At 68.5% G+C, this 25,815-nt stretch carries 21 protein-coding genes and 1 tRNA gene; 14 read left to right on the forward strand and 8 right to left on the reverse strand.

Annotation, left to right across the window (positions count from 1 at the left end; translation table 11 throughout):
• Positions 1 to 155: 155 nt before the first annotated feature.
• Positions 156 to 1,181, forward strand: a complete 1,026-nt coding sequence (locus FA743_RS12390) for a LacI family DNA-binding transcriptional regulator (protein ID WP_211242267.1) — start codon at positions 156 to 158, stop codon at positions 1,179 to 1,181.
• Positions 1,182 to 1,230: 49 nt separating this feature from the next.
• On the opposite strand, the gene FA743_RS12395 is transcribed toward FA743_RS12390, so the two are convergent.
• Positions 1,231 to 1,812, reverse strand: coding sequence for a TetR/AcrR family transcriptional regulator (locus tag FA743_RS12395; RefSeq protein WP_136886425.1), 582 nt, complete (start codon positions 1,810 to 1,812; stop codon positions 1,231 to 1,233).
• Positions 1,813 to 1,923: 111 nt separating this feature from the next.
• Here FA743_RS12395 and FA743_RS12400 point away from each other — a divergent pair, with 111 nt between their 5' ends.
• The 3 genes from FA743_RS12400 to FA743_RS12410 are packed head-to-tail and all read left to right on the forward strand — an operon-like array spanning position 1,924 to position 7,718.
• Positions 1,924 to 3,216, forward strand: coding sequence for an efflux RND transporter periplasmic adaptor subunit (locus FA743_RS12400; protein ID WP_136886426.1), 1,293 nt, complete (start codon positions 1,924 to 1,926; stop codon positions 3,214 to 3,216).
• 9 nt (positions 3,217 to 3,225) lie between these two features.
• Positions 3,226 to 6,336, forward strand: a complete 3,111-nt coding sequence (locus tag FA743_RS12405; protein ID WP_136886427.1) for an efflux RND transporter permease subunit — start codon at positions 3,226 to 3,228, stop codon at positions 6,334 to 6,336.
• Positions 6,333 to 7,718 (forward strand): efflux transporter outer membrane subunit, encoded by a 1,386-nt coding sequence (locus FA743_RS12410; protein WP_246054949.1) that lies wholly within the window; start codon positions 6,333 to 6,335, stop codon positions 7,716 to 7,718. Before FA743_RS12405 ends, FA743_RS12410 begins: the two co-directional genes overlap by 4 nt.
• A 119-nt stretch (positions 7,719 to 7,837) precedes the next feature.
• Here the strand turns inward: FA743_RS12410 and FA743_RS12415 are convergent.
• A tRNA-Leu gene (locus FA743_RS12415) sits at positions 7,838 to 7,924 on the reverse strand.
• 168 nt (positions 7,925 to 8,092) lie between these two features.
• Here FA743_RS12415 and lipB point away from each other — a divergent pair.
• The 4 genes from lipB to FA743_RS12435 all read left to right on the forward strand — a co-directional run bounded on the left by lipB (position 8,093) and on the right by FA743_RS12435 (position 11,671).
• Entirely contained in the window at positions 8,093 to 8,737 is a 645-nt protein-coding gene (gene lipB / locus FA743_RS12420) for a lipoyl(octanoyl) transferase LipB (RefSeq protein WP_136886428.1), read from the forward strand.
• Between the two features lie 116 nt (positions 8,738 to 8,853).
• Positions 8,854 to 9,294 carry a c-type cytochrome gene (locus FA743_RS12425; protein ID WP_136886429.1) on the forward strand — a complete coding sequence of 147 codons (441 nt, stop codon included), beginning with the start codon at positions 8,854 to 8,856 and terminating at the stop codon, positions 9,292 to 9,294.
• Positions 9,295 to 9,486: 192 nt separating this feature from the next.
• Complete coding sequence (locus FA743_RS12430; protein ID WP_136886430.1) at positions 9,487 to 11,163, forward strand: cytochrome c oxidase subunit I; 1,677 nt, start codon at positions 9,487 to 9,489, stop codon at positions 11,161 to 11,163.
• A gap of 61 nt (positions 11,164 to 11,224) precedes the next feature.
• Positions 11,225 to 11,671 (forward strand): DUF2244 domain-containing protein, encoded by a 447-nt coding sequence (locus FA743_RS12435; protein WP_425467185.1) that lies wholly within the window; start codon positions 11,225 to 11,227, stop codon positions 11,669 to 11,671.
• Between the two features lie 27 nt (positions 11,672 to 11,698).
• Here the strand turns inward: FA743_RS12435 and FA743_RS12440 are convergent, their stop codons facing one another.
• Both FA743_RS12440 and FA743_RS12445 read right to left on the reverse strand, forming a co-directional pair.
• Positions 11,699 to 11,887: a DUF3008 family protein gene (locus tag FA743_RS12440; protein WP_136886432.1), complete on the reverse strand. Its 189-nt coding sequence runs from the start codon at positions 11,885 to 11,887 to the stop codon at positions 11,699 to 11,701.
• 43 nt (positions 11,888 to 11,930) lie between these two features.
• Positions 11,931 to 12,392: a GatB/YqeY domain-containing protein gene (locus FA743_RS12445; RefSeq protein WP_136886433.1), complete on the reverse strand. Its 462-nt coding sequence runs from the start codon at positions 12,390 to 12,392 to the stop codon at positions 11,931 to 11,933.
• 155 nt (positions 12,393 to 12,547) lie between these two features.
• On the opposite strand from FA743_RS12445, the gene carA reads away from it, so the two are divergent.
• Both carA and FA743_RS12455 read left to right on the forward strand, forming a co-directional pair.
• Entirely contained in the window at positions 12,548 to 13,696 is a 1,149-nt protein-coding gene (carA, locus tag FA743_RS12450) for a glutamine-hydrolyzing carbamoyl-phosphate synthase small subunit (protein ID WP_136886434.1), read from the forward strand.
• Between the two features lie 119 nt (positions 13,697 to 13,815).
• Complete coding sequence (locus FA743_RS12455) at positions 13,816 to 16,053, forward strand: glycosyltransferase (protein ID WP_136886435.1); 2,238 nt, start codon at positions 13,816 to 13,818, stop codon at positions 16,051 to 16,053.
• 190 nt (positions 16,054 to 16,243) lie between these two features.
• On the opposite strand, the gene FA743_RS12460 is transcribed toward FA743_RS12455, so the two are convergent.
• On the reverse strand, positions 16,244 to 19,048 hold the full coding sequence (locus tag FA743_RS12460) for a [protein-PII] uridylyltransferase family protein (protein ID WP_136886436.1): 2,805 nt from the start codon (positions 19,046 to 19,048) through the stop codon (positions 16,244 to 16,246).
• Positions 19,049 to 19,231: 183 nt separating this feature from the next.
• On the opposite strand from FA743_RS12460, the gene FA743_RS12465 reads away from it, so the two are divergent.
• The 3 genes from FA743_RS12465 to ilvN all read left to right on the forward strand — a co-directional run bounded on the left by FA743_RS12465 (position 19,232) and on the right by ilvN (position 22,608).
• Positions 19,232 to 20,071 (forward strand): arginyltransferase, encoded by an 840-nt coding sequence (locus tag FA743_RS12465; protein ID WP_136886437.1) that lies wholly within the window; start codon positions 19,232 to 19,234, stop codon positions 20,069 to 20,071.
• A 159-nt stretch (positions 20,072 to 20,230) separates the two neighbouring features.
• On the forward strand, positions 20,231 to 21,985 hold the full coding sequence (locus tag FA743_RS12470; protein WP_136886438.1) for an acetolactate synthase 3 large subunit: 1,755 nt from the start codon (positions 20,231 to 20,233) through the stop codon (positions 21,983 to 21,985).
• Between the two features lie 62 nt (positions 21,986 to 22,047).
• Positions 22,048 to 22,608: an acetolactate synthase small subunit gene (ilvN, locus tag FA743_RS12475; protein ID WP_136886439.1), complete on the forward strand. Its 561-nt coding sequence runs from the start codon at positions 22,048 to 22,050 to the stop codon at positions 22,606 to 22,608.
• 69 nt (positions 22,609 to 22,677) lie between these two features.
• On the opposite strand, the gene FA743_RS12480 is transcribed toward ilvN, so the two are convergent.
• From FA743_RS12480 to FA743_RS12490, 3 genes are all read right to left on the reverse strand, one after another.
• Positions 22,678 to 23,046: a hypothetical protein gene (locus tag FA743_RS12480; RefSeq protein WP_136886440.1), complete on the reverse strand. Its 369-nt coding sequence runs from the start codon at positions 23,044 to 23,046 to the stop codon at positions 22,678 to 22,680.
• A 115-nt stretch (positions 23,047 to 23,161) separates the two neighbouring features.
• Positions 23,162 to 24,499: a DUF2254 domain-containing protein gene (locus FA743_RS12485; RefSeq protein WP_136886441.1), complete on the reverse strand. Its 1,338-nt coding sequence runs from the start codon at positions 24,497 to 24,499 to the stop codon at positions 23,162 to 23,164.
• A gap of 3 nt (positions 24,500 to 24,502) precedes the next feature.
• On the reverse strand, positions 24,503 to 25,294 hold the full coding sequence (locus FA743_RS12490; protein WP_246054950.1) for a M48 family metalloprotease: 792 nt from the start codon (positions 25,292 to 25,294) through the stop codon (positions 24,503 to 24,505).
• Positions 25,295 to 25,439: 145 nt separating this feature from the next.
• On the opposite strand from FA743_RS12490, the gene FA743_RS12495 reads away from it, so the two are divergent.
• Positions 25,440 to 25,685 (forward strand): hypothetical protein, encoded by a 246-nt coding sequence (locus tag FA743_RS12495; RefSeq protein ID WP_136886442.1) that lies wholly within the window; start codon positions 25,440 to 25,442, stop codon positions 25,683 to 25,685.
• Positions 25,686 to 25,815 lie beyond the last annotated feature (130 nt).

Below are 25,815 nucleotides of genomic sequence, written 5' to 3' on the forward strand. Positions count from 1 at the left end.
TCCCCGAAGCTCCTCCTTGCCCGACCCAACTCCGCGTCTCTCCACAGTGTGTAATCGGTTTCATCCAACGAAACCACAGGATGAAATGGTTTACAATATGCATTTTTGCGATAAGCGTGAGGCTGGCCGCACCCCGGCCCCAAGGTGAGTTTCCCGTGTCAGATCAAGTCCGTCCGCCCCGCATTCTCGATGTCGCCAAGCTGGCGGGCGTGTCGGTCGCCACTGTCAGCCGCACCCTCTCCAACCCCGCCATCGTCTCGGAGGCCACCCGCAAGGCCGTCGAGGAGGCCATCGCGCAGACCGGATACACCCTGAACTTCACCGCCCGGAACCTGCGCCAGCAGCAGGTCGGCGGCGTGCTGGCGCTGGTCCCCAACCTCGCCAATCCGTTCTTCGCGCAGATCCTCTCGGGCATCTCCGAGGTGCTGCGCCGCCATCATCTGAGCCTGCTGGTCATGGACACCACCGCCGTGCCCGATCAGCCCGCGATGACCGTGCTGGCCCCCTATCTGAACCGATCCCGCTCTGACGGGGTGATCGTGCTGGACGGGCGGCTGGACCCGGCGCTGTTCGACCGGCCCGGATGCCCGCCGCTGGTGCAGGCCTGCGAATGGATCGGCGGGCTGGCCGCCCCGCGCGTGCTGGCCGACAATGCCGGCGGCGGGCGCCTGGCCGCCGCCCATCTGACAGGGCTCGGCCATCGCCGAATCCTGCATCTGACCGGCCCCGAAGACAGCTCGCTGACCCGCGCCCGCCGCCAGGGTTTCCTGCAGGGCCTGGCCGAGGCCGGACTGCCCGCCCCCGGACCCGGCGACAGCCTGAGCGGCGACTTCACCGCCCGCTGCGGTCGCGACGCCGCCGCGCGCCTATTGGCCTTGCCCACGCGCCCCACGGCGGTCTTCTGCGACAATGACGAGATGGCCATCGGCCTGATGACCGGGCTGATCGCTGCCGGGTTGCGCGTGCCCGAGGACATCTCGGTCATGGGCTTCGACAATATCGAGATGGCCGATTTCTGCCTGCCCGGGCTCACCACCATCCGCCAGCACCGTGCCCGCCTCGGGCGCCGCGCCGCGGAGACCCTTCTGGCCCGGATGGCAGGACAAACCCCCGAAACGACCCTCACCCTCAACGTCGATCTTGTCACACGAGGCAGCACGGGGAAAGCAGCGCAAGGCTAAGGCCCGCCGCCGTCACAGGATCGCGGGATCGGCGCCTCGGAGGGGAGCTTCAGAGAACCAGCTGGCCCACCTCGGCCATCTGCCGCTCGATCAGGGGCGGGATGTCGGCCACGCTCATCGTCTCGTCCGCGGCCCAGGCCCGGACCGCGTTCGACAGCGCATGGGTGGCCAGTTCCGCCACCAGCATCGCCTCCAGCCGGCGGTCGGGACCAAGCCGCGCCTCCAGCAGGCGCCCAATGGCCAGCGCGATGCTGTCCATCGAATTGCGAAAGATCGTCATCAGTTCAGGCGCGCTGTCCCAGATCTGCTCGATCATCCGCACGATCTGCCGGTCCAGCTGCTTCTGCTCCAGCATCGTTCCCAGAAGTCGCGCCAGATCGCTGCGCAGCGGCGCCGTCGAGGTGACGAGCCAGGCCGCGCAGTCGCAATCCAGCGAGGGCGGTTCGCCCAGCACGGCGGCCTGCTTGTTGGGATAGTAGTTGAAGAAGGTGCGCGGGCTGATCCCCGCCTCGGCAGCGATGGAATCGGTGGTCACCGCCGGATAGCCCAGGCACAGGCTGAGGCGCAGCGCGGCCAGCTGGATCTCTCGGGCGGTCTGCTGTCGGCGACGATCACGCAGATTGATGGTCATTTCACGGGCACCCTCCTCGTGCGGTAAAAGCAAATATTGCACACTCCGCAAAATTATGCAATGAGCAGCCGACAACGGCGCCCTCGGGGCGATTGATCGGGATCCATCACCATGCACAAGACCCTCCTTGCATCCGGCGCGGCTTTGGCCGGCGCGGTCCTTGCAGCCCTTCCCGCGACGGCCCAGCCCGCCGGGGGAATGCCGCCCAAGCAGGTCGGCGTCCTCGAGGTCGCCCGCCAGAGCGTGCCCCGCGTGGTGACCCTGCCCGGACGGGCGGTGGCGGCCTCGGACACGGCGATCCGGCCCCGCGTCGGCGGCATCATCACCGAGATCCTCTACACGCCGGGCCAGCTGATCGAGGCCGGCACGCCGATGTTCCGCATCGAGGAGCGCACCTATCAGGCCAATCTGGCCGGCGCCGAGGCGCAGGTCGCCTCGGCCCGCGCGCAGGTCACGCAGGCGCAGTCCTCGTTCGAGCGCACGCAGCAGCTGCTGGGATCGGGCACCACACAGGCCCAGGTCGAGCAGGCGCAGGCCACGCTGGACCAGGCGGTGGCCGGCCTGCAATCGGCCGAGGCCGACCTGACCCTGGCCGAGGCCGATCTGGAATGGACCACCGTGACCACGCCGATCTCGGGCTTTGCCAGCGTCGCGGCGGCCTCGGTGGGCGATCTGGTGACCGCCGGACAGGCCGAGGCGATGGCGACGGTGACCCAGCTGGACCCGATCGAGGTGGACATGTACGAGCCCTCATCGCGGTTTCTCAGCGTGCTGGACGACATCAATGACGGCAACCTGCGCCTGAACGACGAGCTGAACGCCGTCCTGACGCTGGAGAACGGCCGCGAATACCAGGCGGTGGGCGAGCTGGTGGCGCCGGGCGTGACCGTCTCGACCTCGACGGGGTCGATCGACACGCGGTTCCGCTTCGACAATCCCGACAACCTGCTGCTGCCGGGCATGTTCCTGCGCGGCCAGGTCGAGCTGGGCGTGACCGAGGCCTTCCTCGTGTCCCAATCGGCGGCCAACCGTGACAAGATCGGCAACCTGTCGGCCTGGGTCGTGGTGGATGGCGCGGTGCAGCAGCGCCCGCTGACCGAGGATGGCAGCTATCAGCAGCAATGGATCGTGACCGAAGGGCTGGAGGATGGCGACATTCTGGTCGTGGACGGCCTGACCGGCCTGACCGAGGGCGCCGAGGTCGTCAGCGTGCCGGTGACCTTCGACGACCAGGGCGTGGTGCGCGAGACCGCCGCCCCCGACGCCGATGCCCCCGCCACGGATGCCCCCCCGACTGCGGATGCCGCGCCCGCGGAGAGCCCGGCGGCGGACGCACCCCCCGCAGACATGCCGGCGGCAGACCCCGCCGCCGAGGCGCCCGCTGACGCGCCCGCGACGGAGTAACCCAGACCCATGGCCCGTTTCTTCATTCACCGACCCGTCTTTGCCTGGGTCATCGCCCTGATCACCATGCTGGTGGGCGCGCTTGGCCTCAGCAGCCTGGCCATCGAGCAGTATCCGCAGATCGCGCCGACGACGGTCAGCGTCAGCGCGACCTATAACGGCGCCTCGGCCGAGGTCGTCGAAAGCTCGGTCACCACCGTGATCGAGGACGCGATGACCGGCATCGACGGCCTGATCTACATGACCTCGAACTCGACGCCGGGATCGGCCTCGGTCTCGCTGACCTTCGACGACACGGTCGATGCCGACATCGCGCAGGTGCAGGTGCAGAACAATCTGCAGCTGGTCAATTCGCAGCTGCCCGACGTGGTGCAGCAGCAGGGCGTGCAGGTCGCGCGCTCGACCTCGTCGATCCTCTTGGTGGGGGCGCTGACCTCGCCCGACGGCAGCTATTCCACGGTCGAGCTGGGCGACCTGATCGCCCAGCTGATCGAGGATCCGGTCGCGCGGACCCCGGGGGTCGGCTCGATCAACACCTTCGGGTCGGGCTATGCGATGCGGATCTGGATGGATCCGATGAAGATGGTCCAGTATCAGGTCACCCCCGCCGACGTGACGGCGGCGGTCGCAGCGCAGAACACCAATGTCACCGTGGGCGATCTGGGCGCGCAGCCCGCGACCCCGGGCCAGAGGCTGACCGTGTCGGTCTCGGCGCAGTCGCAGCTGACCACGGTGGACGAGTTCGAAAGCATCCTGCTGCGCGTCGATCCCGACGGCTCGACGGTGTTTCTGGGCGACGTGGCACGGATCGAGATCGGCCAGGAAAGCTATGGCGGCGAATCGCGCCACAATGGCAATCCGGCGGCGGGCTTTGCCGTCAACCTGGCCACCGGCGCCAATGCGGTCGACACCGCCCATGCGGTGCGCGAGACGATCGATTCGGTGGCGGGCGTCCTGCCCGCCGGCGTCGAGATCGTCTATCCCTACGACACCTCGCCCTTCGTCGAGGAATCCATCAGCCAAGTCTATCACACCCTGGCCGAGGCCGTGGTGCTGGTCTTTCTGGTGATCCTGGTCTTCCTGCAAAGCTGGCGGGCGACGATCATCCCGGTCGTGGCGATCCCGGTCGTGCTGCTGGGCACCTTCGCGGTCCTCGCCGTGGCGGGCTATACCATCAACACCCTGACCATGTTCGCGCTGGTGCTGGCCATCGGCCTGCTGGTCGACGATGCCATCGTGGTCGTCGAGAATGTCGAGCGGGTGATGGAGGAAGAGGGCCTCGGCCCCGTCGAGGCCACGGAAAAGAGCATGGACGAGATCACCTCGGCGCTGGTCGGCATCGTGTTGGTCCTGTCGGCGGTGTTCCTGCCCATGGCCTTCATGACCGGGGCGACGGGGGTGATCTATCGACAGTTCTCGATCACCATCATCACCGCGATGATCCTGTCCCTGGGCGTTGCCGTCATCCTGACGCCCGCGATGTGTGCCAGCCTGCTCAAGCCGCGCAAGCACGGACAGGGCGGCATCGCCCCGGCGCGCTGGTTCAACCGCAACCTCGACCGGGTCAATACCGGCTATGTCGGCGCCGTGACGCGGATGGTCAAGCGGCCCCTGCGCATGCTGCTGGTGCTGGTCGCGGTGGGCTTCGGCGTCATGACGCTGTTCGACCGCCTGCCGGGATCCTTCCTGCCCGACGAGGATCAGGGCGTGGCGCTGGTCATCATCCAGGGCCCCGACGGATCGACCACCCAGCAGACGCAGGCCCTGGTCGAGAAGGTCGAGACCTACCTGCTGACCGAGGAATCCGACACGGTCGAATCGGTCTTTGCCGCGCTCGGCTTCAGCTTCGGCGGCACGGGCCAGAACAACGCGATGGTCTTCGTGAAACTGCGCGACTACGACCAGCGCGAGGGCTTCGACATCGCCTCGCTGGTGGGCCGGGCCAACGGCTATTTCTTCACCACCAACCGGCAAGGCAACATCTTCGTGCTGCAGCCGCCGGCCATCCAGGGCCTGGGCACCTCGTCGGGCTTCACCATGTACATGGTCGATCAGGCGGGCCAGGGCCAGGACGCGCTGATCGCCGCCGCCGACGATCTGGTCGCCGGGGCGCCCGCCGACGGGCGGGTGACCAACCTGCGCGGCAACGAGGCCGCGACCCAGACCGCCCTGCGACTGGACATCGACCAGCAGAAGGCCGCGGCCTTCGGCCTGTCGATCCAGGAGGTCAACGCCATGCTGTCGGTCATCTTCGCGGGCCGCGACGTGAACGACTTCTCGCTTGGCACCGACCTGCGCCCGGTCATCGTGCAGGGCGAGGCCGAGGCCCGCAGCCAGCCGCAGGACATCGACCGCTGGTATGCGCGCAACGATCAGGGCGAGATGGTGTCCTTCGGCGCCTTCTCGGACCAGAGCTGGCAGCAGGAGCCGCAGGCCCTGGCCCGCTTCGGGGGCACGCGCGCGCTGGAACTGAGCGGCGCCGCCGTCGAGGGCCTGTCCTCGGGCGCGGCCATGGACGCCATGCAGGAGATGGTTGACGGTTTGGACGGCAATTACGGCACCGCCTGGACGGGCCTGTCCTATCAGGAGCGCCTGTCGGGCAATCAGGCGCCGCTGCTCTTTGCGCTGTCCGCGCTGGTCGTCTTCCTGTCGTTGGCGGCGCTCTACGAAAGCTGGGCGGTGCCTCTGGCGGTCATGCTGACCGTCCCGGTGGGCATCCTAGGCGCGCTGGCGGCGGCCCTGTGGTTCGGACAGTCGAACGACGTCTACTTCAAGGTGGGCCTGCTGACGACCATCGGGCTGGCGGCCCGCAACGCCATCCTCATCGTCGAATTCGCCCAGTCCCAGGTGCATGAGGGCAAGTCGGTGGTCGATGCGGCGCTGATCGCCGCCCGCCAGCGGCTGCGGCCGATCCTGATGACCACCTTCGCCTTCATGCTGGGGGTGCTGCCGCTGGCCATCGCCTCGGGCGCGGGGGCCGGGGCGCAGAACTCGATCGGGATCGGGGTGCTGGGCGGCATGGCCTCCTCCGCCGTGATCGGGATCTTCCTGGTGCCCGTCTTCTATGTTGCCGTGCTGAAGCTGCGGTCGATGCTGACCCGAAAGGAAAAGACCTCGTGATACTCTCTCATTCGGCACGGGCGGCGCTGTCGCTGACGGCGCTGCTGATGATCTCGGCCTGCGCGGCGGTGGGGCCGGACCCTTCCGAGCTTCCCCAGACCCGCCTTCAGGCGGCCTTCGACGAGGGGGGCGCCGCGCCCTTGGGACAGGTCGGCACCAATGCCTTCTGGTCGGGCTATCAGGACCGCACCCTGTCGCGGCTGATCGCGGACGGGCTGGACACCAGCCTGGACATCATCACCGCCAACGAGCGCATCCGCGCCGCCGCCGCCGACCTGCAGGCGACCCAGCCCCTGGCCGCGCAGATCACGGGCGAACCGGCCTCGGCCAGCCGCGTCCGGTCGGGCGGGGACGGCCTGTCCACCGGCTATTCCAGCACCGCCAATCTGTCGGCGGGCTTCGTCTTCGACCTGTTCGGTGGCGCCCGGCGGGCGCGCGAGGGCGCGGCGGCGGCCTATGCCTCGGCCGAGTCGCAGGTGCAGGTCACCCGGCTCGCCTGGCTGGCCGAGGTGATCGGCGCCTATTCCGAGGCGCGCTACAACCAGCAGGCGCTGGCCCTGACGCGCGAGACGATCCGTGCGCGCGAGGCCACGCTGGAGGTGACGCGCAACATGCTGTCCCTGGGTCTGGCCACCGATTACGACATCGCCCAGACCGAGGCGCTGCTGCAGACCGCCCAAGCCGACCTGCCCGCCTTCGAAGCGCAGTTCTCGGCCCAGGTCTATCGCCTGTCCACGCTGCTGAACCAGCAGGCCGGGCCGCTGACGGCGACCATGCAGGGCGGATCGGGCGCACTGCGCATCCCGCCCGGGCCCGGCACCGGCGTGCCTGCCGAGTTGCTGCGCAACCGCCCCGACGTGCGGGCGGCCCAGCAGGACCTGTCGCAGGCGCTGGCGGCGGTGGGCGTGGCCACGGCGGACATGCTGCCCTCGCTGTCGCTGACCGGCACGGTCAGCGATCAGGGCGGGGCGACGGGTTGGGGCTTCGGCCCCCGCCTGTCGCTGCCGGTGGCCGATCAGGGCGTCCTGCAGGCCTCCCGCATCCGGCGCCTGTCCGAGGCGCGCTCGGCCGATCTGGCCTGGCGCTCGTCGGTCGCGGCGGCGGTCGAGGATGTGCAGACCGCTCAGTCGAACCTGCGCCGGCTGCGCCAGCGGGTCGCGGCGCTGGATCAGGCGGCGGCGTCCTATGACCGCGCCTATGATCTGGCCAGCACGAATTTCGAGGCGGGGGCCCTGCCCCTGATCGATCTGCTGGATGCCGACCGGCAGCGCGCGGCGGCAAGGCTGCAGGCCGCCTCGGCCCGCAACGACGCGGCCCGCGAATGGGCGGCGCTGCAGATCGCCACCGGCGCGGGCGCCGCCGTGGAACGGATCGCCGACTGACCGACACGCGGCGGCAGGACCCTGTCGTCGCGACGTTCCCCGGGGGGTGTCACGATGGTCCGGCGATTCGATTTCTGAAAAGGGGGGGTGCCACGAGGACGCTCGTGGACAGCCTGCCTTGGTGCGGCCGAGAAGACTCGAACTTCCACTCCGGTTAAGGAACAGCGACCTCAACGCTGCGCGTCTACCAATTCCGCCACGGCCGCATCCGGGCAGTGCGCGCCTGATAGCCGAGGGCCGCGGCGATGGAAAGGGGTATTTGCGGATGGCGGCCGTCGAGGGGGGCGCTGCCCCCCGGCTTGCGCCCCCCCCGGGATATTTCCGGACCCAAGCAGCCCATTGACGGCAGGACCGGGGCGCGCCACATCGGCCCCATGGTGGAATGGATCATCAGCAAGGGCCTGACCGGCCATGACGAGGCCGTCTCGGTCATGGAGGCGCGGGTGGCCGCGATCCTGGCGGGTGCGGCGAACGAGGCCATCTGGCTGGTCGAGCATCCGCCGATCTATACGGCCGGCACCAGTGCCAAGGGCGCGGATCTGCTGGAGGCGCGCTTTCCCGTTCATGCGACCGGGCGCGGCGGGCAATATACCTATCATGGGCCGGGCCAGCGAATCGCCTATGTCATGCTGGACCTGAACCGGCGCGGGCGCGACGTGCGGGCCTTTGTCGCGCAGCTGGAAGCCTGGGTGATCGACACGCTGGCCGAGTTCGGCGTCTCGGGCCAGATCCGGGCCGGGCGCGTCGGGGTCTGGGTGCCGCGTCCCGACAAGCCGGCCCTGCCCGACGGGTCCGTCCACGAGGACAAGATCGCCGCGATCGGGGTCAAGCTGCGGCGGTGGGTCAGCTTTCACGGGCTGTCGATCAATGTCGATCCCGATCTGACCCATTACGACGGCATCGTGCCCTGCGGGATCAGCGGGCATGGGGTGACCTCGCTGGTCGATCTGGGCCTGCCGGTCGGGATGGCCGATCTGGATGTCGCGCTGCGCCGGACGTTTTTCGACAATTTTCCCTGATTTCTGCATCACTTCTTCGGATGCGACCTTTCGATGGCTGGCCTTTCCGGCCGACTTGCCCTTAGCTTGGCCCTCGGGAGACCAAGGCCCCGAGGGGCGGAGCGAGGAACTACAGCATGAGATCAGCCATTGTCGGCGCCCTTCTGGGCGCGACCCTAGCCATTCCCGCAACTGCGCAGGAGATGGGCGATGTCGCCGCGGGCGAAAGCGAATTCCGCAAGTGCCGGGCCTGCCACATGATCCAGGACGATGCCGGCACCGACATCGTCCGGGGCGGCGCGACCGGCCCGAACCTGTGGAACATCGTTGGATCGGGCATCGCGGCGGAAGAGGGCTTCCGCTATGGCGACGGCCTGATCGCCTCGGCCGAGGCCAATCCGGACATGGTCTGGACCCCCGAGGAACTGGTCGCCTATGTCACCGATCCCACGGCCTGGGTGAAGGAGAAGTCGGGCGATGATTCGGCCCGCAGCAAGATGACCTTCAAGCTGAACCGCAACCAGGAGGATCTGGTGGCCTATCTGGTCAGCGTCTCGCCGGATGCTCCGGCAGAGTGACGCCAGCACGGGACGGATGCGGCACGCTGCCGCCTCCGTCTGCCTTGCGCCCCCGCAGCCCGTCGTGGCGTGGGGGCGTTCTTCGTTCAAGGCCACTGTGACGCATTGCCCGGTCCGCCCGGGTGGTCTAAAGAATGCGTGATTATGCCGGTCTGCCTGACCGGGTCGACGACATCTTGAGGGAGTTCGGGTATGGCAGACGCAGCCGCACACGGCCATGACGACCATCATGACACCCGCGGGTTCTTTACCCGCTGGTTCATGTCCACCAATCACAAAGACATTGGTATCCTGTACCTGTTCACATCGGGTCTGGCCGGCCTGATCGCCGTCAGCTTCACCGTCTACATGCGGATGGAGCTGCACGAGCCGGGCGTTCAGTACATGTGTCTGGAAGGCGCGCGGCTCTTTGCCGATGCGTCGGCGGAATGCACGCCCAACGGCCACCTGTGGAACGTGCTGATCACCTATCACGGCGTCCTGATGATGTTCTTCGTCGTCATCCCGGCGCTGTTCGGCGGTTTCGGCAACTACTTCATGCCGCTGCAGCTTGGCGCGCCGGACATGAGCTTCCCGCGCATGAACAACCTCAGCTACTGGCTGTATGTGACCGGCCTGCTGCTGGGCATCGCCTCGCTGCTGTCGCCGGGCGGCAACCAGCAGCTGGGATCGGGCATCGGATGGGTGCTGTACCCGCCGCTGTCCACGAACGAGGGCGGCTATTCGACCGACCTCGCGATCTTTGCCGTGCACGTCTCGGGCGCCTCGTCCATCGTCGGCGCGATCAACATCATCACCACCTTCCTGAACATGCGTGCCCCCGGCATGACCCTGTTCAAGGTGCCGCTGTTCGCCTGGTCGGTCTTCATCACCGCCTGGCTGATCCTGCTGGCCCTGCCGGTGCTGGCCGGCGCCATCACCATGCTGCTGATGGACCGCAACTTCGGCACCAACTTCTTCAACCCGGCCGGCGGCGGCGACCCGGTGCTGTACCAGCATATCCTGTGGTTCTTCGGCCACCCGGAAGTGTACATCATCATCCTGCCCGGCTTCGGCATCATCAGCCATGTCATCGCGACCTTTTCGAAGAAGCCGATCTTCGGCTATCTGCCGATGGTCCTGGCCATGGCCGCGATCGGCATCCTGGGCTTCGTCGTGTGGGCGCACCATATGTACACGGTCGGCATGTCGCTGACCCAGCAAAGCTACTTCATGCTGGCCACCATGACGATCGCCGTGCCCACGGGCATCAAGGTCTTCTCGTGGATCGCGACGATGTGGGGCGGCTCGGTCGAGTTCAAGACGCCGATGCTCTGGGCCTTCGGCTTCCTGTTCCTGTTCACCGTCGGTGGCGTGACCGGGGTCGTTCTCAGCCAGGCGCCGCTGGACCGGGTCTATCATGACACCTACTACGTCGTGGCCCACTTCCACTATGTGATGTCGCTTGGTGCGGTCTTCGCGATCTTTGCCGGGGTCTATTACTGGATCGGCAAGATGTCGGGCCGCCAGTATCCCGAATGGGCCGGCAAGCTGCACTTCTGGGCGATGTTCATCGGCTCGAACCTGACCTTCTTCCCGCAGCACTTCCTGGGTCGCCAGGGCATGCCGCGCCGCTATATCGACTATCCGGTCGAGTTCGCCTTCTGGAACGCGGTCAGCTCGATCGGTGCCTATCTGTCCTTTGCCTCCTTCGTGTTCTTCATCGGGGTCGTGTTCTACACCCTGTTTGCCGGCAAGAAGATCACCCAGAACAACTACTGGAACGAATACGCCGACACGCTGGAATGGACCCTGCCCTCGCCCCCGCCCGAGCATACGTTCGAGCAGCTGCCCAAGCGCGAGGACTGGGACCGCAGCTCGGCCCACTGAGACAGATCCGACGATGCCTTATCGATGGACAGAAGCGGCCCCGGACACGTCCGGGGCCTTTTTGCAAACCCTGACCCTCTGGCCGCACCGGTCGCTGCCCAAGCGCGGCTTCGTCGGGTTCATCGCCGTGACGGCGGCGTTCCTGTCGCTTCCGATCCTGGCAGTGCTGGGGACGGGGGTCCTGTGGGGGCTGTTGCCCTTCATGGTGCTGACGGTGGGCGGCGTGTGGTTCGCGATCCAGCGCAGCTATCGCAGCGGCGAGACGCGCGAGGAGCTGGTCATGGACCGCAGCCGGCTGCAGATCCGCCGCAGCGATCCCGGTAGGCCCGAGCGGATCTGGCAGACGAACAGCTATTGGGTGCGTCCGGTCCTGCGCAAGGGACCGGTCGAGGCCTATCTGACCCTGTCCGACGGGCAGCGCGAGGTCGAGCTGGGGGCGTTCCTCACCCCCGACGAACGCCGCAATCTCTGCGACGAGCTGCTGCGCCGCCTGTCGCATCTGCGCTGAGGCGATCGGGGCAAGCCCCGCCGCGTCTCAGGCGTCGTCGACGTGATCGGGCAGGTCGTCAAGTTCGGTCGCGGCGAAATCCTGAAGCTCGTCCTCGGACATGCTGTCATACATGTCCTTCGACGCTCCCTTCAGGTCGCCGACCTTCGTCTCGCCGCGCTTGGCGGACAGGGCGGCACCGGCGGCACGTTGCTGGGCTTTGGATCTGGCGGGCATGAACACACCTCCTTCCCGCCAAACTCCGGTCGAAACGGAAAGTTCAGGCCAGCAGGCGGTCCTTGACGGCCGGACCGGCGGCGCCGAAATCCATCTGCCCGGCGTGACGTTCCTTCAGCGTGGCCATGACGCGGCCCATGTCGCGGATGCCCTCGGCGCCCAGATCGGCGATGGCCTTGTCGATGGCGGTCACGGTTTCCTCGGCGCTCATCTGGCGGGGCAGGTATTCCTGGATGACCAGGATCTCCTCCTCCTCCTTCGCGGCCAGTTCCAGCCGCCCGCCCTCCTCATAGGCCCGGGCCGATTCCTGGCGCTGCTTGACCATGCGCGACAGGATCGCGATCAGGTCGGCCTCGGTCAGGGTGCCGTCCCCGTCGCTGCCGCGCGCCGCGATCTCGCGGTCCTTGACGGCGGCGCCGATCAGGCGCAGCGTCGACAGGCGGGAGCTGTCCCTGGCCTTCATCGCCTCCTTGGTCGCGGCTTGCAGCTTGGCTCGCAATTCCATGATCGTCTCCAGACCCAGGGCGCGGAATGCGCCGGAAAGACTGGCATCTAGCCCTGCAGGGCCGCCTGTTCAAGCGGCGGCACCGGGCCGGGGCGGGTTGACCTTGCGCCCCCACCCCACTATCCACCGGCTGATTTCACACCAGAGGTGCCGACATGGCTGCAAAACCGACCGCCTGCCTGGCGCTTGCCGATGGCACCGTCTTCTATGGCCAGGGCTTCGGCGCCCCGGGCGAGGTGGTGGCCGAACTGGTCTTCAACACCGCCATGACCGGCTATCAGGAGATCATGTCCGATCCCTCCTATGCCAGCCAGATCGTGACCTTCACCTTTCCCCATATCGGCAATACCGGCGTCACCCCCGAGGATGACGAGGCGCCCGATCCGGTCGCCAGCGGCATCATCGTGCGGTGGGATCCGACCGAGCCGTCGAACTGGCGCGCCGCCTCGGACCTGACCGGCTGGATGGCCCGGCGCGGACGGGTCGGCATGGGCGGCGTCGACACCCGCCGCCTGACCCGCGCGATCCGCCAGCAGGGCGCCCCCCATGTGGTGCTGGCCCATGACCCGGACGGCAATTTCGACATCGCGGCCATGATTGCCCGCGCCCGCGACTGGAAGGGACTGGTGGGTCTGGATCTGGCCAAGGATGTCAGCTGCGCGCAAAGCTATCGGTGGGACGAAGGCGCGTGGCAATGGGGCGCGGGCTTCGGCACCTCGCCCCAGGACAAGCCCTTCAAGGTCGTGGCCCTGGATTACGGCGCCAAGCGCAACATCCTGCGCTCGCTGGTCGCGCATGGGGCCGAGGTCACCGTCCTGCCCGCCTCGGCCACCGCCGAGGAAGTGCTGGCCCACGAGCCCGAGGGCGTCTTCCTGTCCAATGGTCCGGGCGATCCGGCGGCCACCGGCGCCTATGCGGTGCCGATGATCCAGGGGCTTCTGGCGCGCGACATGCCGATCTTCGGCATCTGCCTGGGCCATCAGATGCTGGCGCTGGCGCTTGGTGCAACGACCGTCAAGATGGGCCACGGCCATCACGGCGCGAACCATCCCGTCCGCGATGTCGAGACCGGCAAGGTCGAGATCACCTCGATGAACCACGGTTTCGCCGTCGATTCGCAAAGCCTGCCCGCAGGCGTGGTGGAAACCCATGTCAGCCTGTTCGACGGCAGCAATTGCGGCATCCGCATGGCCGACCGCCCGGTCTTTTCGGTCCAGTACCACCCGGAGGCAGCCCCGGGGCCGCAGGACAGCCTGTACCTGTTCCAGCGGTTTGCCGAGTCGATGCGCGCGCGGCGCGGCTGACACGGGCAGCAGGCGCGAAACCCGGCAGGGGCGGTCGGCCCCTGCCGCGACGCCCTGTCACTTAACCGGCTGTTAAGCATCCCCATGCCAGATGAGGTCGACCCAACGGGGAATCGACCATGGCCCAGCTTGCCTATCTGCCTCGGCCCGCCAACCTGCCGACCTGCGCCGATCCGGCGGTCACGCGTCCGCATGGCGTCGTGCTGCGCGGTCCGGGTCCCGGCGCGCGCGATCCGCGCCCCCTGGGCCAGATCCTGTTGGAGGACGGGGCCATCACCCCGGGCGACCTGCTCAAGGCGACGGTGGTCACGCAGCGCCACGGGCTGCAGCTTGGTCAGGTGCTGGTGGCGCAGGGGGCCGTCACCCCCGAGGCGCTGGCCCGGGCCCTGTCCCGGCAATGGCGCACCAGCTGCATCGATCCCCTCGAAAGCCCCGCCGATCCGCGCCTGATCGACGTGGCGGGGGCGGGCTTCTGCCTGACGCATGGCCTCTTGCCCTGGCGGCGCATCGGCGGGGTCACCTGGATCGCCACCGCCCGCCCCGACGAATTCGCCGCCTGCCTGCCGCGTCTGCCGCCCGCGTTCGGCCATGTCCGCATGCTTCTATGCTCCGAGGATCAGGCACAGAAGGCGGTCCTGGCCGCGCGCCGCACCCGCCTGATCCGCGAGGCCGAGACGCGGGTGCCCGCCGCCGAAAGCTGCCGCACGCAGAACCATGCCCGCACGGGACGGCTGGCGGCGGGGCTGCTGGCGCTGGCGCTTCTTGGCATGGTCGCCGCCCCGGCGCTGTTGGTGGCGCTGCTGGCGGGCTGGGCGGTCCTGACCCTGCTGACGCAGAGCGGGCTGAAGCTGCTGTCCTTCCTGGCCGCGCGGCGCGTGCAGATCGAGACCGAGGGGATCGCGCGCCTGCGGGCCGAAGGGGGGCACCCGTCGCCCGACCCCGCGCTGCCGGTGATCTCGGTCATGGTGCCCCTGTTCGAGGAAAGCGACGTGGCGGGCAAGCTGGTCGCCCGGCTGGCCCGGCTGGCCTATCCACGCGAGCTGACCGACATCCTGCTGGTCATCGAGGCCAGCGACCAGGTGACCGAGAAGGCCCTGGAGGGCGCCCGCCTGCCCTCGTGGATCCGGGTCATCCGCGTGCCCGACGGCCCGATCAAGACCAAGCCGCGCGCGCTGAACTATGCGCTGAACTTCTGCCGGGGCCAGATCGTCGGCATCTGGGACGCCGAGGACCGTCCCGATGCGGACCAGTTGCACAAGGTTGCCGCCCGCTTCCGCCTGGCGCCCGCCGATGTCGCCTGCCTGCAGGGCGCGCTGGATTTCTACAACCCGCGCACCAACTGGCTGGCCCGCTGCTTCACCGTCGAATATGCTAGCTGGTTCCGGGTGCTGCTGCCCGGCGTCGCGCGGCTTGGGCTGGTCGTGCCCCTGGGCGGCACCACCCTGTTCTTCCGCCGCCCCCTGCTGGAGGAGGTGGGGGCCTGGGACGCGTGGAACGTCACCGAGGATGCCGATCTGGGCGTCCGCCTGGCCCGGCGCGGCTACCGGACCGAGATCATTGACACCACCACCGACGAAGAGGCCAATTGCCGGGGCCTGCCCTGGATCAAGCAGCGCTCGCGCTGGCTCAAGGGCTATGCGATGACCTGGGGGGTGCACATGCGCGATCCGGCGGCGCTGTACCGCGATCTGGGCCCCCGGCGCTTCTGGGGCTTTCAGGTGCAGTTCCTGGGGGCGCTGTCCCAATACCTGATGGCCCCGGTCCTCTGGAGCTTCTGGCTGCTGGCCCTGGGCCTGCCCCACCCGCTGCGCGCGCCCTTGGAAAGCAGCCTGGGGGCCTGGGCGGTGACCGGGCTTTTCGGCCTCTTCATCGGGTCCGAGGCGCTGGCCATCTTCGTGGGCATGCGCGCGGTCCGGGGCAGCAAGCACCGTCACCTGCTGCCCTGGGTGCCGACGCTGCATGTCTACCATCCGCTCGGCTGCCTGGCCGGCTGGAAGGCCATCTACGAGGTGGTGACCAAGCCCTTCTACTGGGACAAGACCGCCCATGGCCTGTTCGTCGAGACCGCCGATCAGCCCGGCGCGGTGCCCCTCGCGCCCGGCCTCGTCTCGCTGCCCATCCTGGGCCAGATCGGCGGGCGCTCGCTGTCCGAGGTGGCCGCCGAGTTGCAGGACACCGCCCAGCAGGCCAGCACGGCCGACGAGATCACATGCGGCGGCCGCTCCCCCGGGCAGAGGGACGAGGACGGGGCCTCGGCGGCGCGCCAGTCACCCGGAGGCGATTCTTCCAATGGACAGGACAGGGGCGCTGACCGACGCAAGGACGGCGGCCGGCATCCGCAGACGGCCCTGGGATAGGTCGGGGGCACCCAACCGCGCGCCTGCACCCTGCGCCGGGCCGTCGGACAGGGAAGATCAATGGCGCTGCTGGTCCCCGTGTTGCCGCCGAAGAGGCGGTTCCGGACAGCCCCCCGCCCGCCGGCCTCCGACGCGGCGTCGTCATCCCCGGCTCCGCCCAAGGGCCCCATCACCCTCCCCCGTGCCGGGCTTACGGATCCGGACGGTCGGGCGGCGGCAGCTGGTCCTCGATCAGGCGGCGGGCCCGGTCCACTTGCCGGGCCAGGGCGTCGCGCAGGGCCTCGGGGCTGGCAGCCTCGACCTCGCGCAGCAGGAAATCCTGCCCGCCGCGTCCGATCTCGTCCATGTCCAGGGGGCGGTCGGTCAGCAGGCGCGTCGCGGCATGCAGCCCCCAGAGCGCGCGCCAGAGCGAGGCCAGCTCCTCGGCCACCTCCGGGGTCAGCAGCCCCGCGCGGCGCCCGGCCCGCAGCTGCGCCAGGGTCCCATGGGCAGGGTCCCCGGCCCGAAGCGCGCAGCTTTGCGCCAGAAGGTCGATGTCCTGCAACCGCCCCGGCCCCTGCCGCGCGTCATGGGCGCCATGCGCGGGCTTGGCGGCGAACAGCCGCGCGCGCATCTGCGCCAGATCGGGCAGGACGCGGGCATCGCCCCCGCGCCGGGTCAGGATCCTGCGGCGCAGATCCTCGATCTGATCGGCCAGGGCGGGCGCATCGGCGCCGATCCGGGCGACGGCGCGGGCGCGGGTCAGGGCCAGATGCTCCCAGGTCCAGGCCTCATCCATCTGATAGGCCTCGAAGCTTTCGATCGCGGTGGCCACCGGCCCCTGCCGCCCCGAGGGGCGCAGGCGCATGTCCACCTCGTAGAGCCGCCCCTCGGCGGTGGGGGCGGACAGGGCCGTCACCATCGCCTGAGTCAGCCGGGCATAATAGGGCCGCGTGGCGAGGGGGCGCGGCCCGTCCGAGGCCTCGACCCCGTCCGCGTCATAGATGACGATCAGGTCCAGGTCGGAGCCGGCATTCAGCACCCGCGCGCCAAGCGAGCCCATCCCCAGCACCACCGCGCCCCGCCCCGGCGGAGGGCCGTGGCGGCGGGCAAAGTCGGCGGCGGTCACCGGGAACAGCGCGGCGATGCAGGCGCCCGCCAGATCGGCATATTGCGCGGCGGCCTCCTCGGCGCCGATCAGGCCGCGCAGGTGATGCACGCCGATGCGGAACTGCCATTCATGCGCCCATCGCCGCGCGGCATCCAAGGCACGCTCGTAACCGCCACCGGGCTGGGTCAGGGCGCGCTGCAGGGCGCGGTCCAGTTCGGCCTGCAGCCCGGCCTCGCCCGGCCAGGGGGCGAAGAAGCTGCCGGCCAGCACTGCCTCCAGCACGGACGGATGGCGCGCCAGATAGGCGGCCAGCGCGGGCGCGGTGCCGCAGATGTCCACCAGCAGGTCGATCAGCTGCGGGTTGGCCTCGAAGAGGGAGAACAGCTGCACCCCGGCGGGCAGGCCCGACAGGAAGCTGTCGAAGCGCGCCAGAGCCTCGGCCGGATGGCCCGCCCGCGCCATGCGTGACAAGAGCGGCGCCTCGATCCGGCGGAAGATCTGCCGGGCGCGGTCGGACCGCAGTGCGGGATAGTCCTGCCAGCGGTCGATGATCGCCTGCGCGGCCTCCGACAGAGGGGGGCGGTCCTCGGTCGGCTCGGCCGGCGCGAAGAACTGCTCGGTCAGGCCATGCACCCGCTCCAGCCGGGCCTTGAGGGCGGTGGCCCAGGCCTGGGGATCGGCCTCGCCCATCAGGGCGGCGATGATGCGCAGGCCGGGGGCGTCCTTGGGCAGGGCATGGGTCTGGGCGTCGTTCACCATCTGGATGCGGTGTTCGATGTCGCGGTGCTGGCGGTAATGGTCGGTCAGCTCGTCGGCCACATCCCGGGGGATCCAGCCCTTGGCGGCCAGCGCGGCCAGCCCGCCGACCGTGTCGCGGGCGCGCAGATCCGGGTCGCGCCCGCCCGCGATCAGCTGGCGGGTCTGGGTGAAGAACTCGATCTCGCGGATGCCGCCGCGGCCCAGCTTCATGTCATGGCCCGCGACCTCCAGCCGTCCGCCCAGGCCCTTGTGGTCGCGGATGCGCAGCCGCATGTCATGGGCGTCCTGGATGGCGGCGAAATCCAGGTGCTTGCGCCAGATGAAGGGGCGCAGCTCGCGCAGGAAGCGCTCGCCCGCCGCGATGTCGCCTGCCGCCGCGCGGGCCTTGATGAACGCGGCGCGTTCCCAGGTCCGCCCCTCGGCCTCGTAATAGGCCAGCGCCGCGGCGGCCGAGATGCAGACCGGGGTCACCGAGGCATCGGGCCGCAGCCGCAGGTCGGTGCGGAAGACATAGCCATGCTCGGTCACGTCCGACAGGGTGCCGGCCATCTTGCGGGTCGCGCGGATCAGGGCGGCGCGGGCCTCGGCCTGATCGGTCTCGGGATAGGCGGTCTCGTCGAAGAGCACGATCAGGTCGATGTCCGAGCTGTAGTTCAGCTCGCGCGCCCCCCCCTTGCCCATCGCCAGCGCGAAGATGCCGCCCGCATCGGCCTGCGTTGCGGGCAGCTTGCCGCGCGCGGCCTCGGCCCGGACATGGGCGCGCAGGGCCAGATCGACGGCGCGGTCTGCCAGATCGGACAGCGCGACGGTCACCTGCTCCAGTGGCCAGACGCCGCCCAAATCGGCCAGCGCCGCCAGCAGCGCCACGCGCCGCTTGGCCCGGCGCAGACCGACCGACAGGGCGGCGGCGTCCAGATCCTCGAAGCCCGCCGTCTCGCGCGCCACCACGTCGTCATGGTCCAGCGCGCCGGGCAGCCACGCGGCCTCGCGCCGGATCAGGTCGGCCAGATAGGGGCTGGAGCCCGCAACCCCTGCAACGAGGTCGCGCAGGCGGTCGCCAAAATCGGGAAACAGCGCCGCCGCATCCGCCCCCCGGGCGGGATCGACGGGCAATGGCAGGCGGGTGATGCGGTCGGAAAAGCTCATGCCGCCACCTTAGGCCGCGCGGCCCCGTGGTCAACGCAAAGCCCTGACCGATGAGCGCTTTCGGCGCTTGGCCTGTCCGGCAAAGGTTGCTAGGCTTGCCCGCACCCCCGCCCGGCGAAACGGACCTCGCAGCCCCCGCATGACCCTCCCTGATCTGACCCAAAGCAGCAAGGGCCGCGCCTGATGCGCCATACGTTGCCCCATGCGCCGCAATTCTATGTCACGGCGCCGCAGCCCTGCCCCTATCTGCACGGCCGCGCCGAGCGAAAGCTGTTCACCGCGCTGCAGGGCGACAATGCGGGCGATCTGAACAACGCCCTGTCGCGGCAGGGATTCCGGCGGTCGCAGAATGTCCTTTATCGGCCTAGTTGCGAAAGCTGCGTGGCCTGCATGTCGGCGCGCATCCGGGTGGCAGATTTCCAGCCCTCGCGCACGCAGCGCCGCATCCGCGCCCGCAACGCGCCCCTGCGGCGGCTGGCCACCAGTGCCTGGGCGACCGAGGAGCAGTTCGAGCTGTTCCGCCGCTATCTGGACAGCCGCCATGCGGATGGCGGCATGGCCGACATGGACATCTTCGAATTCGCCGCGATGATCGAGGAGACCCCGGTCAAGACGCGGGTCATCGAATACCGCTGCAGCGACGATGCCATGCCCGACCTGGCCAAGGGCGACGACCATCTGGCCGGGGTCTGCCTGACCGACGTGCTGGATGACGGGTTGAGCCTGGTCTACAGCTTCTACGACCCGCTGCTGCGCCCGGCCAGCATCGGCACCTACATCATCCTCGATCACATCGAGATCGCCCGGGCCGCGAACCTGCCCTATGTCTATCTGGGCTATTGGGTGCCGGGCAGCCGCAAGATGGACTACAAGGCCCGCTTCAGCGCGCTGGAAATCTACAAGGGCGGCGTCTGGCAGGATATCGGCAGCCCCGAGGCCCATTCCAACGAGGCCCATCCCCTGTCCGTCGATCCGATCGTGGAACAGGTGGCCCGGATCGCCCTGCCGCAATCGGACCGGTAGCGCCTGCCAAAGCGCGAAATAAAGTTTCAAAACACTGCGCGCCTGCGTCACTTTATCCGCCGATCCCCATTGACCCTGCCGGATGGCAACCCTAGTTTGCGCCGACGCCGGGTCGGGATTGCCCCGTCCGGCAGGTGTTTTGATGGATGGAGTGAAGTCATGTCCCGAACAATGACGGGTGCGAGAATGGTCGTCGAGGCGCTGCGCGATCAGGGCGTCGACACCGTATTCGGCTATCCGGGCGGGGCCGTGCTACCCATCTATGACGAGATCTTCCAGCAGAACGACATCACCCATGTCCTGGTCCGCCACGAGCAGGGCGCAGTCCACATGGCCGAAGGCTATGCGCGGGCCACCGGCAAGCCGGGCGTCGTGCTGGTCACCTCGGGTCCGGGGGCCACGAACGCCGTGACCGGCCTGACCGATGCGCTGCTGGATTCGATTCCGCTGGTCGTGCTGTCGGGCCAGGTGCCGACCTTCATGATCGGCACCGATGGCTTTCAGGAGGCCGACACGGTCGGCATCACCCGCCCCTGCACCAAGCACAACTGGCTGGTCAAGGATACCGAGAAGCTGGCCGAGACGATCCACAAGGGGTTTCACGTCGCCACCTCGGGCCGCCCGGGGCCGGTGCTGATCGACATCCCCAAGGACGTGCAATTCGCGACCGGCACCTATGTCGGGCCGAAGCAGGCCGATCTGGGCCGCTACAACCCGCCCCGCAAGGGCGATCTGGCCGCCATCACCCGGCTGGTCGAGCTGATGGAGCAGGCCGAGCGCCCGATCCTTTATACCGGCGGCGGGGTCATCAATTCGGGGCCCGGCGCCAGCCAGCTGCTGCGCGAACTGGCCGAGGCGACGGGCTTTCCGGTGACCTCGACGCTGATGGGGCTGGGCTGCTATCCGGCCTCGGGCGACAAGTGGCTGGGCATGCTGGGCATGCACGGCACCTACGAGGCCAATCTGGCCATGCATGGCTGCGATCTGATGATCAATATCGGCGCGCGCTTCGACGACCGGATCACCGGGCGGATCGCGGATTTCAGCCCCGGCTCAGTCAAGGCGCATATCGACATCGACCCCTCGTCGATCAACAAGGTCGTGCGGGTGGATGTGCCGATCGTGGGCGATGTCGGCCATGTGCTGGAGGACATGCTGAAGGTCTGGAAGTCGCGCGGGCGTCGCACCAACAATGCGGGGCTGAAGGCCTGGTGGGCCGAGATCGCGGGCTGGCGGGCCAAGAACTGCCTGGGCTTCCGCAACAGCGACACGATCATCAAGCCGCAGCACGCGCTGCAGCGGCTGGAGGCGCTGACCAAGGGCCATGACCGCTACATCACCACCGAGGTGGGCCAGCACCAGATGTGGGCCGCGCAATATCTGGGCTTCGAGGGGCCGAACCGCTGGATGACCTCGGGCGGGCTTGGCACGATGGGCTATGGGCTGCCAGCCTCGATCGGGGTGCAGATGGCGCATCCCGAGGCGCTGGTGATCAACGTCGCGGGCGATGCCAGCTGGCTGATGAACATGCAGGAGATGGGCACGGCGGTGCAGTTCCGCCTGCCGGTCAAGCAGTTCATCCTGAATAACGAGCGCCTCGGCATGGTGCGCCAGTGGCAGCAATTGCTGCATGGCGAGCGCTACAGCCAGTCCTGGTCCGACAGCCTGCCCGATTTCGTCAAGCTGGCCGAGGCCTTCGGCTGCCGGGGCGCGCAGGTGCGCGATCCCAAGGATCTGGATGCGGCGATCCAAGCGATGATCGATTATGACGGCCCGTTCATCCTGGACGTGCTGGTCGAGAAGCACGAGAACTGCTTCCCGATGATCCCCTCGGGCAAGGCGCATAACGAGATGCTGATGGGCGAGGCCGAAACGCTTGGCGTCATCGAATCCGAGGGCGCCGTGCTGGTCTGAGGCATGCGGGGGCTTGCCCCCGCACCCCCAGGATATTTGTGCCAAGATGAAAAGGCAGAGCCATGAATGCACTGAACATCCAGAAGGGCATGTCGCGCCATTCGGCCTATGACCTGCGCGATCCCCATGCGCAGCTGGAGGAGAGCCATACGCTGGCCGTGCTGGTCGAGAACGAGCCGGGCGTTCTGGCCCGCGTGATCGGGCTGTTCGCCGGGCGCGGCTACAATATCGACAGCCTGACCGTGGCCGAGGTGGACCATACCGGGCACCGGTCGCGCATCACGGTCGTGACGCGGGGCACGCCCTCGGTCATCGAGCAGATCAAGGCGCAGCTGGGCCGGATCGTTGTCGTACACGAGGTCCATGACCTGACCGTCGAGGGCCCCTCGGTCGAGCGCGAGCTGGGTCTGTTCAAAGTGCGCGGACAGGGCGAGAAGCGGGTCGAGGCGTTGCGCATCGCCGAGATCTTTCGCGCCAATGTCGTGGATTCGACGCTGGAGAGCTTCGTCTTCGAGCTGGTCGGCCCCTCGTCCAAGCTGGATGCCTTTGCCGACCTGATGCGCCCTCTGGGCCTGACCGACATTGCCCGGACGGGCGTCGCGGCGCTGTCCCGGGGCATCTGACCGGCACACCGATCCTGGCGGCGGCGATCCCTCGCCGCCGCATCCGCCATTCGTCAAGGATCGGAGAGGTCAGCCTGCGGCGTTGCTGCGCGCGGTCGTATAGCCGTCATCGCTGTGGCGCGACGCGGAGGCGCTGCAGGGCGCCCGGTCCTGCTGGGCCACGATCCGAAGCTGGGGTCCGCCGGTGTCGGGCTGATACTGGGACAGGATCTGCGGCAGATGCGGCGCCAGCTGTTCGGACAGCATCGACACGTTATGGGCATGTCGCAGATTGCCCGCGGTCCGCGTCTCGAGTTCGACCAGATCCCCGGCCTGCGGCCATTTCCGCGCATCGATGAAATTGGCACGGCCTTGCAGATAGGCCAGGGTCGACTGATCCTCACACCAGATGATCGCCTTTTCGCGCGATGCGTTGCTCCAGACGACAACACCGATCATGGCCGTTCTCCCAATCGTCGTGGCGCCGGGGCGCCTAACAGTGCGGCTTCGATTGCATCTTGTACAAGCTTTCCCTGACTAGAGCAGAATCCCGCCGACATGCCAGTCTTTTCGGTCAGGTCAGGGAACTTTTCTGCACCTTTTGGTTGTCGCGTGGCTCGGACGGCACAACCCTGCCTGCGACTTCGTGAACATGCGCTGACATAAGCGCCAATTCGTCTCTTTCGGACGTTAAAACAAGGGCTTGTGCGGCATAAAACTGAACCATCCCGGTCAGTTCAGACGCCGCTGATTCGAAGACCTCCGGTGCCATCCGGGTCAGCGCCAGCAGCATCGTCTGCAGCGCGCGATGCACCTCGGCCATGGCCGCGCCGTCGCGCGCCAGGGGCATCAGATTGTCGCGCAGGATTTCCTCGGGGGTGATGCTGCGGACATGCAGGCGGGGGAACCGGACCTCGGGGGCCGCCTCGTGGGACCAGACCGACAGGATGCGCAGCATGCGGTTGATGACCGAAATTGCCGTGCCCGGATCGTTGACGGCCGGCGACAGGGCGCGCTGGCCGATCTCGGTCAGCACCAGGAAGCCGAAGCGCGGATCCTGGGCGAAGCTGCGCGCGGGCCGCAGGGTGACGCAGGCGATCAGGTCGCGGCGCAGATCCTGTGCCGCCTCGGCCTCGGTGGGCATGCCCAGGACATGGCACAGGGCCTGGGCCGGATGGACCAGATCCCCGGGCGAGGCGGTCATGTAGAGGATCACCCCGGCCTTGTCGGCCAGATCGGACAGGGACTGCATGTCCAGGTTCTGCACATGCCCGACCTCGGGCGCCAGAATCGGCACGCTGTCCGGGGGTGGCGGGCCGCGCAGGGGATTGGCGCCCATCCAGGGGGATTCGAGCCGTGTCTGCAGCGCCTCCAGCGTCACCTGCTCGACCCGGGCCAGGTTGTCGCCGATCAGGCCCAGCTCGCCAAGCCGGTTGATCCAGCGCAGCAGCGACAGGATGATGATCGCGATCACCAGCAGCGTCACGACGAACAGCACCACCCGTCCGCCACCACCGTAAAGTCCGGTCTTGAGCATGATCAGCCCGACCAGGCTGAAGACGAAGGCGCCCATGAAGGTTGCCAGCACGGTCTGGCTGACCCCGTCGCGCACCAGAAGCTGCACCGCGCGGGGCGTGGAGCCCGAGCTGGCCGTCGCATAGGCCGCCGTCAGGATCGACAGCGAGAAGGTCGTGACCGTCAGCATCGACGAGGCGATGATCTCGAGGATGGCCTCGATCGCCTCGGCCCCGATCTGCAGGGCCAGTTCGTTGGGGATGAAGGGGCGCACGACATAGCCCGTGGAGGCTGTCAGCAGGCCCAGACCCGCGAAGGCCGCGACGCGGACCCACAGGGTCTGCAGGATCTCGCGCAGACGCCAGCGCAGCCCTCCGACGCCCCAATGCTCGGCCATGGCTCAGCGCACCCGGCCGGCCTGCACGTCGACCACGGCACGGCGCACCTGCGCCAGCCGCTGTGCCCGGGCCGGATGGGTGCCCAGGATGTGGTTGCCCGGATCCGGGATGCGCTGGAACAGCCCCGACCCGGTGATCGGATCGAAGCCCGCGTTCAGCGTGATGATGGCGCCCAGATAATCGGCCTCCAGCTCCCATTCCTTGGAATAGTAGCGGGACCCGACCGAGGCGCCGATCTCTTGCGCGCGTTCGATGGCCGAGGTGTCGCCGCCATAGGCCGAGGCGATGCTGCCCAGCACGACCGCTGCCGCCGTGGCCGCCCCGGATTTGCGGTCGAGATGGTTGAGGATGTGATGCGCCGATTCGTGGCCGACGACGAAGGCGATCTCGTCGGGGTTCTGGGTCTGCGCGATCAGCGACAGGGTGAAGCCGACGACGGGGCGGCCGTTGCGGTCGACCGTCTGGAAGGCGTTCGGCTCCAGCCCCGGGCGATCGTCGACGACAAAGACGAAATCGCAGCTGATAGGGCGGGTGCGGCGGTTCAGGCAGTCCTGCCGGACGGCGGGCTCCATCCGGCGCATGACCTGCACGAAGCTGCGCGCGGCGCCGTCCGGCGTGGCCGCATGCGGGGCCGAGGGAGCGGGCAGCGCCGGGGCCGGGGCGCTGCGCGCACCATAGGGATCGGGGCTGCGCCCGGGTCCGGGGGCGGGACCAGGCACCGGTGCGCAGGCCGTCACTGCCATCACGGCCGCGATCAGTCCCGCCAGCCAGCCGCGCGTCCTCACTGTACCCATCCGTCCCGCCTTGCTTCGGCGCCGGCAGATGCGGCGCGACCTTCGTTCCTGCGCAGTCTATCCCGTGGGGGAGGGACGTAAACCCCGACCGCTTGCCGCAGCCGCCCATTCACGCGATTGTCGGACCCTTATCAAGGAGATTCGGATGTTCACCATCGAGCATGATTTCGACGCGACCGTGATCACCCTGATCGACGAGGCCGACCCCGGCGCCCGCCCCCTGAACGAGGATGTGGTCATCCTGGGCTTCGACGACCGCGTGGTGCTGGAACAGATGAGCGCGGATGGCGATGAGGTGGTGCGCGTGACCCTGTCCATGCACCAGCTGACCGAATTGCGGCTCGCGCTGAACCTGCCCGAGGGGAACTATCGCCTCGACAAGCCGGACTAGCCGGGCCGCGGGCTTGACACGCCGGCTTCGGTCTCCCGGGAAACGAAGGGGCTGCAGGCGCGTTCAGGGCGGGCGGGATGGCCCCTGCCCCCGCACCCCCGCTTGCGAGGCGCGCGGACATCTGAGACAC

The organism is Paracoccus gahaiensis (assembly GCF_005048225.1).
GTDB lineage: Bacteria > Pseudomonadota > Alphaproteobacteria > Rhodobacterales > Rhodobacteraceae > Paracoccus > Paracoccus gahaiensis.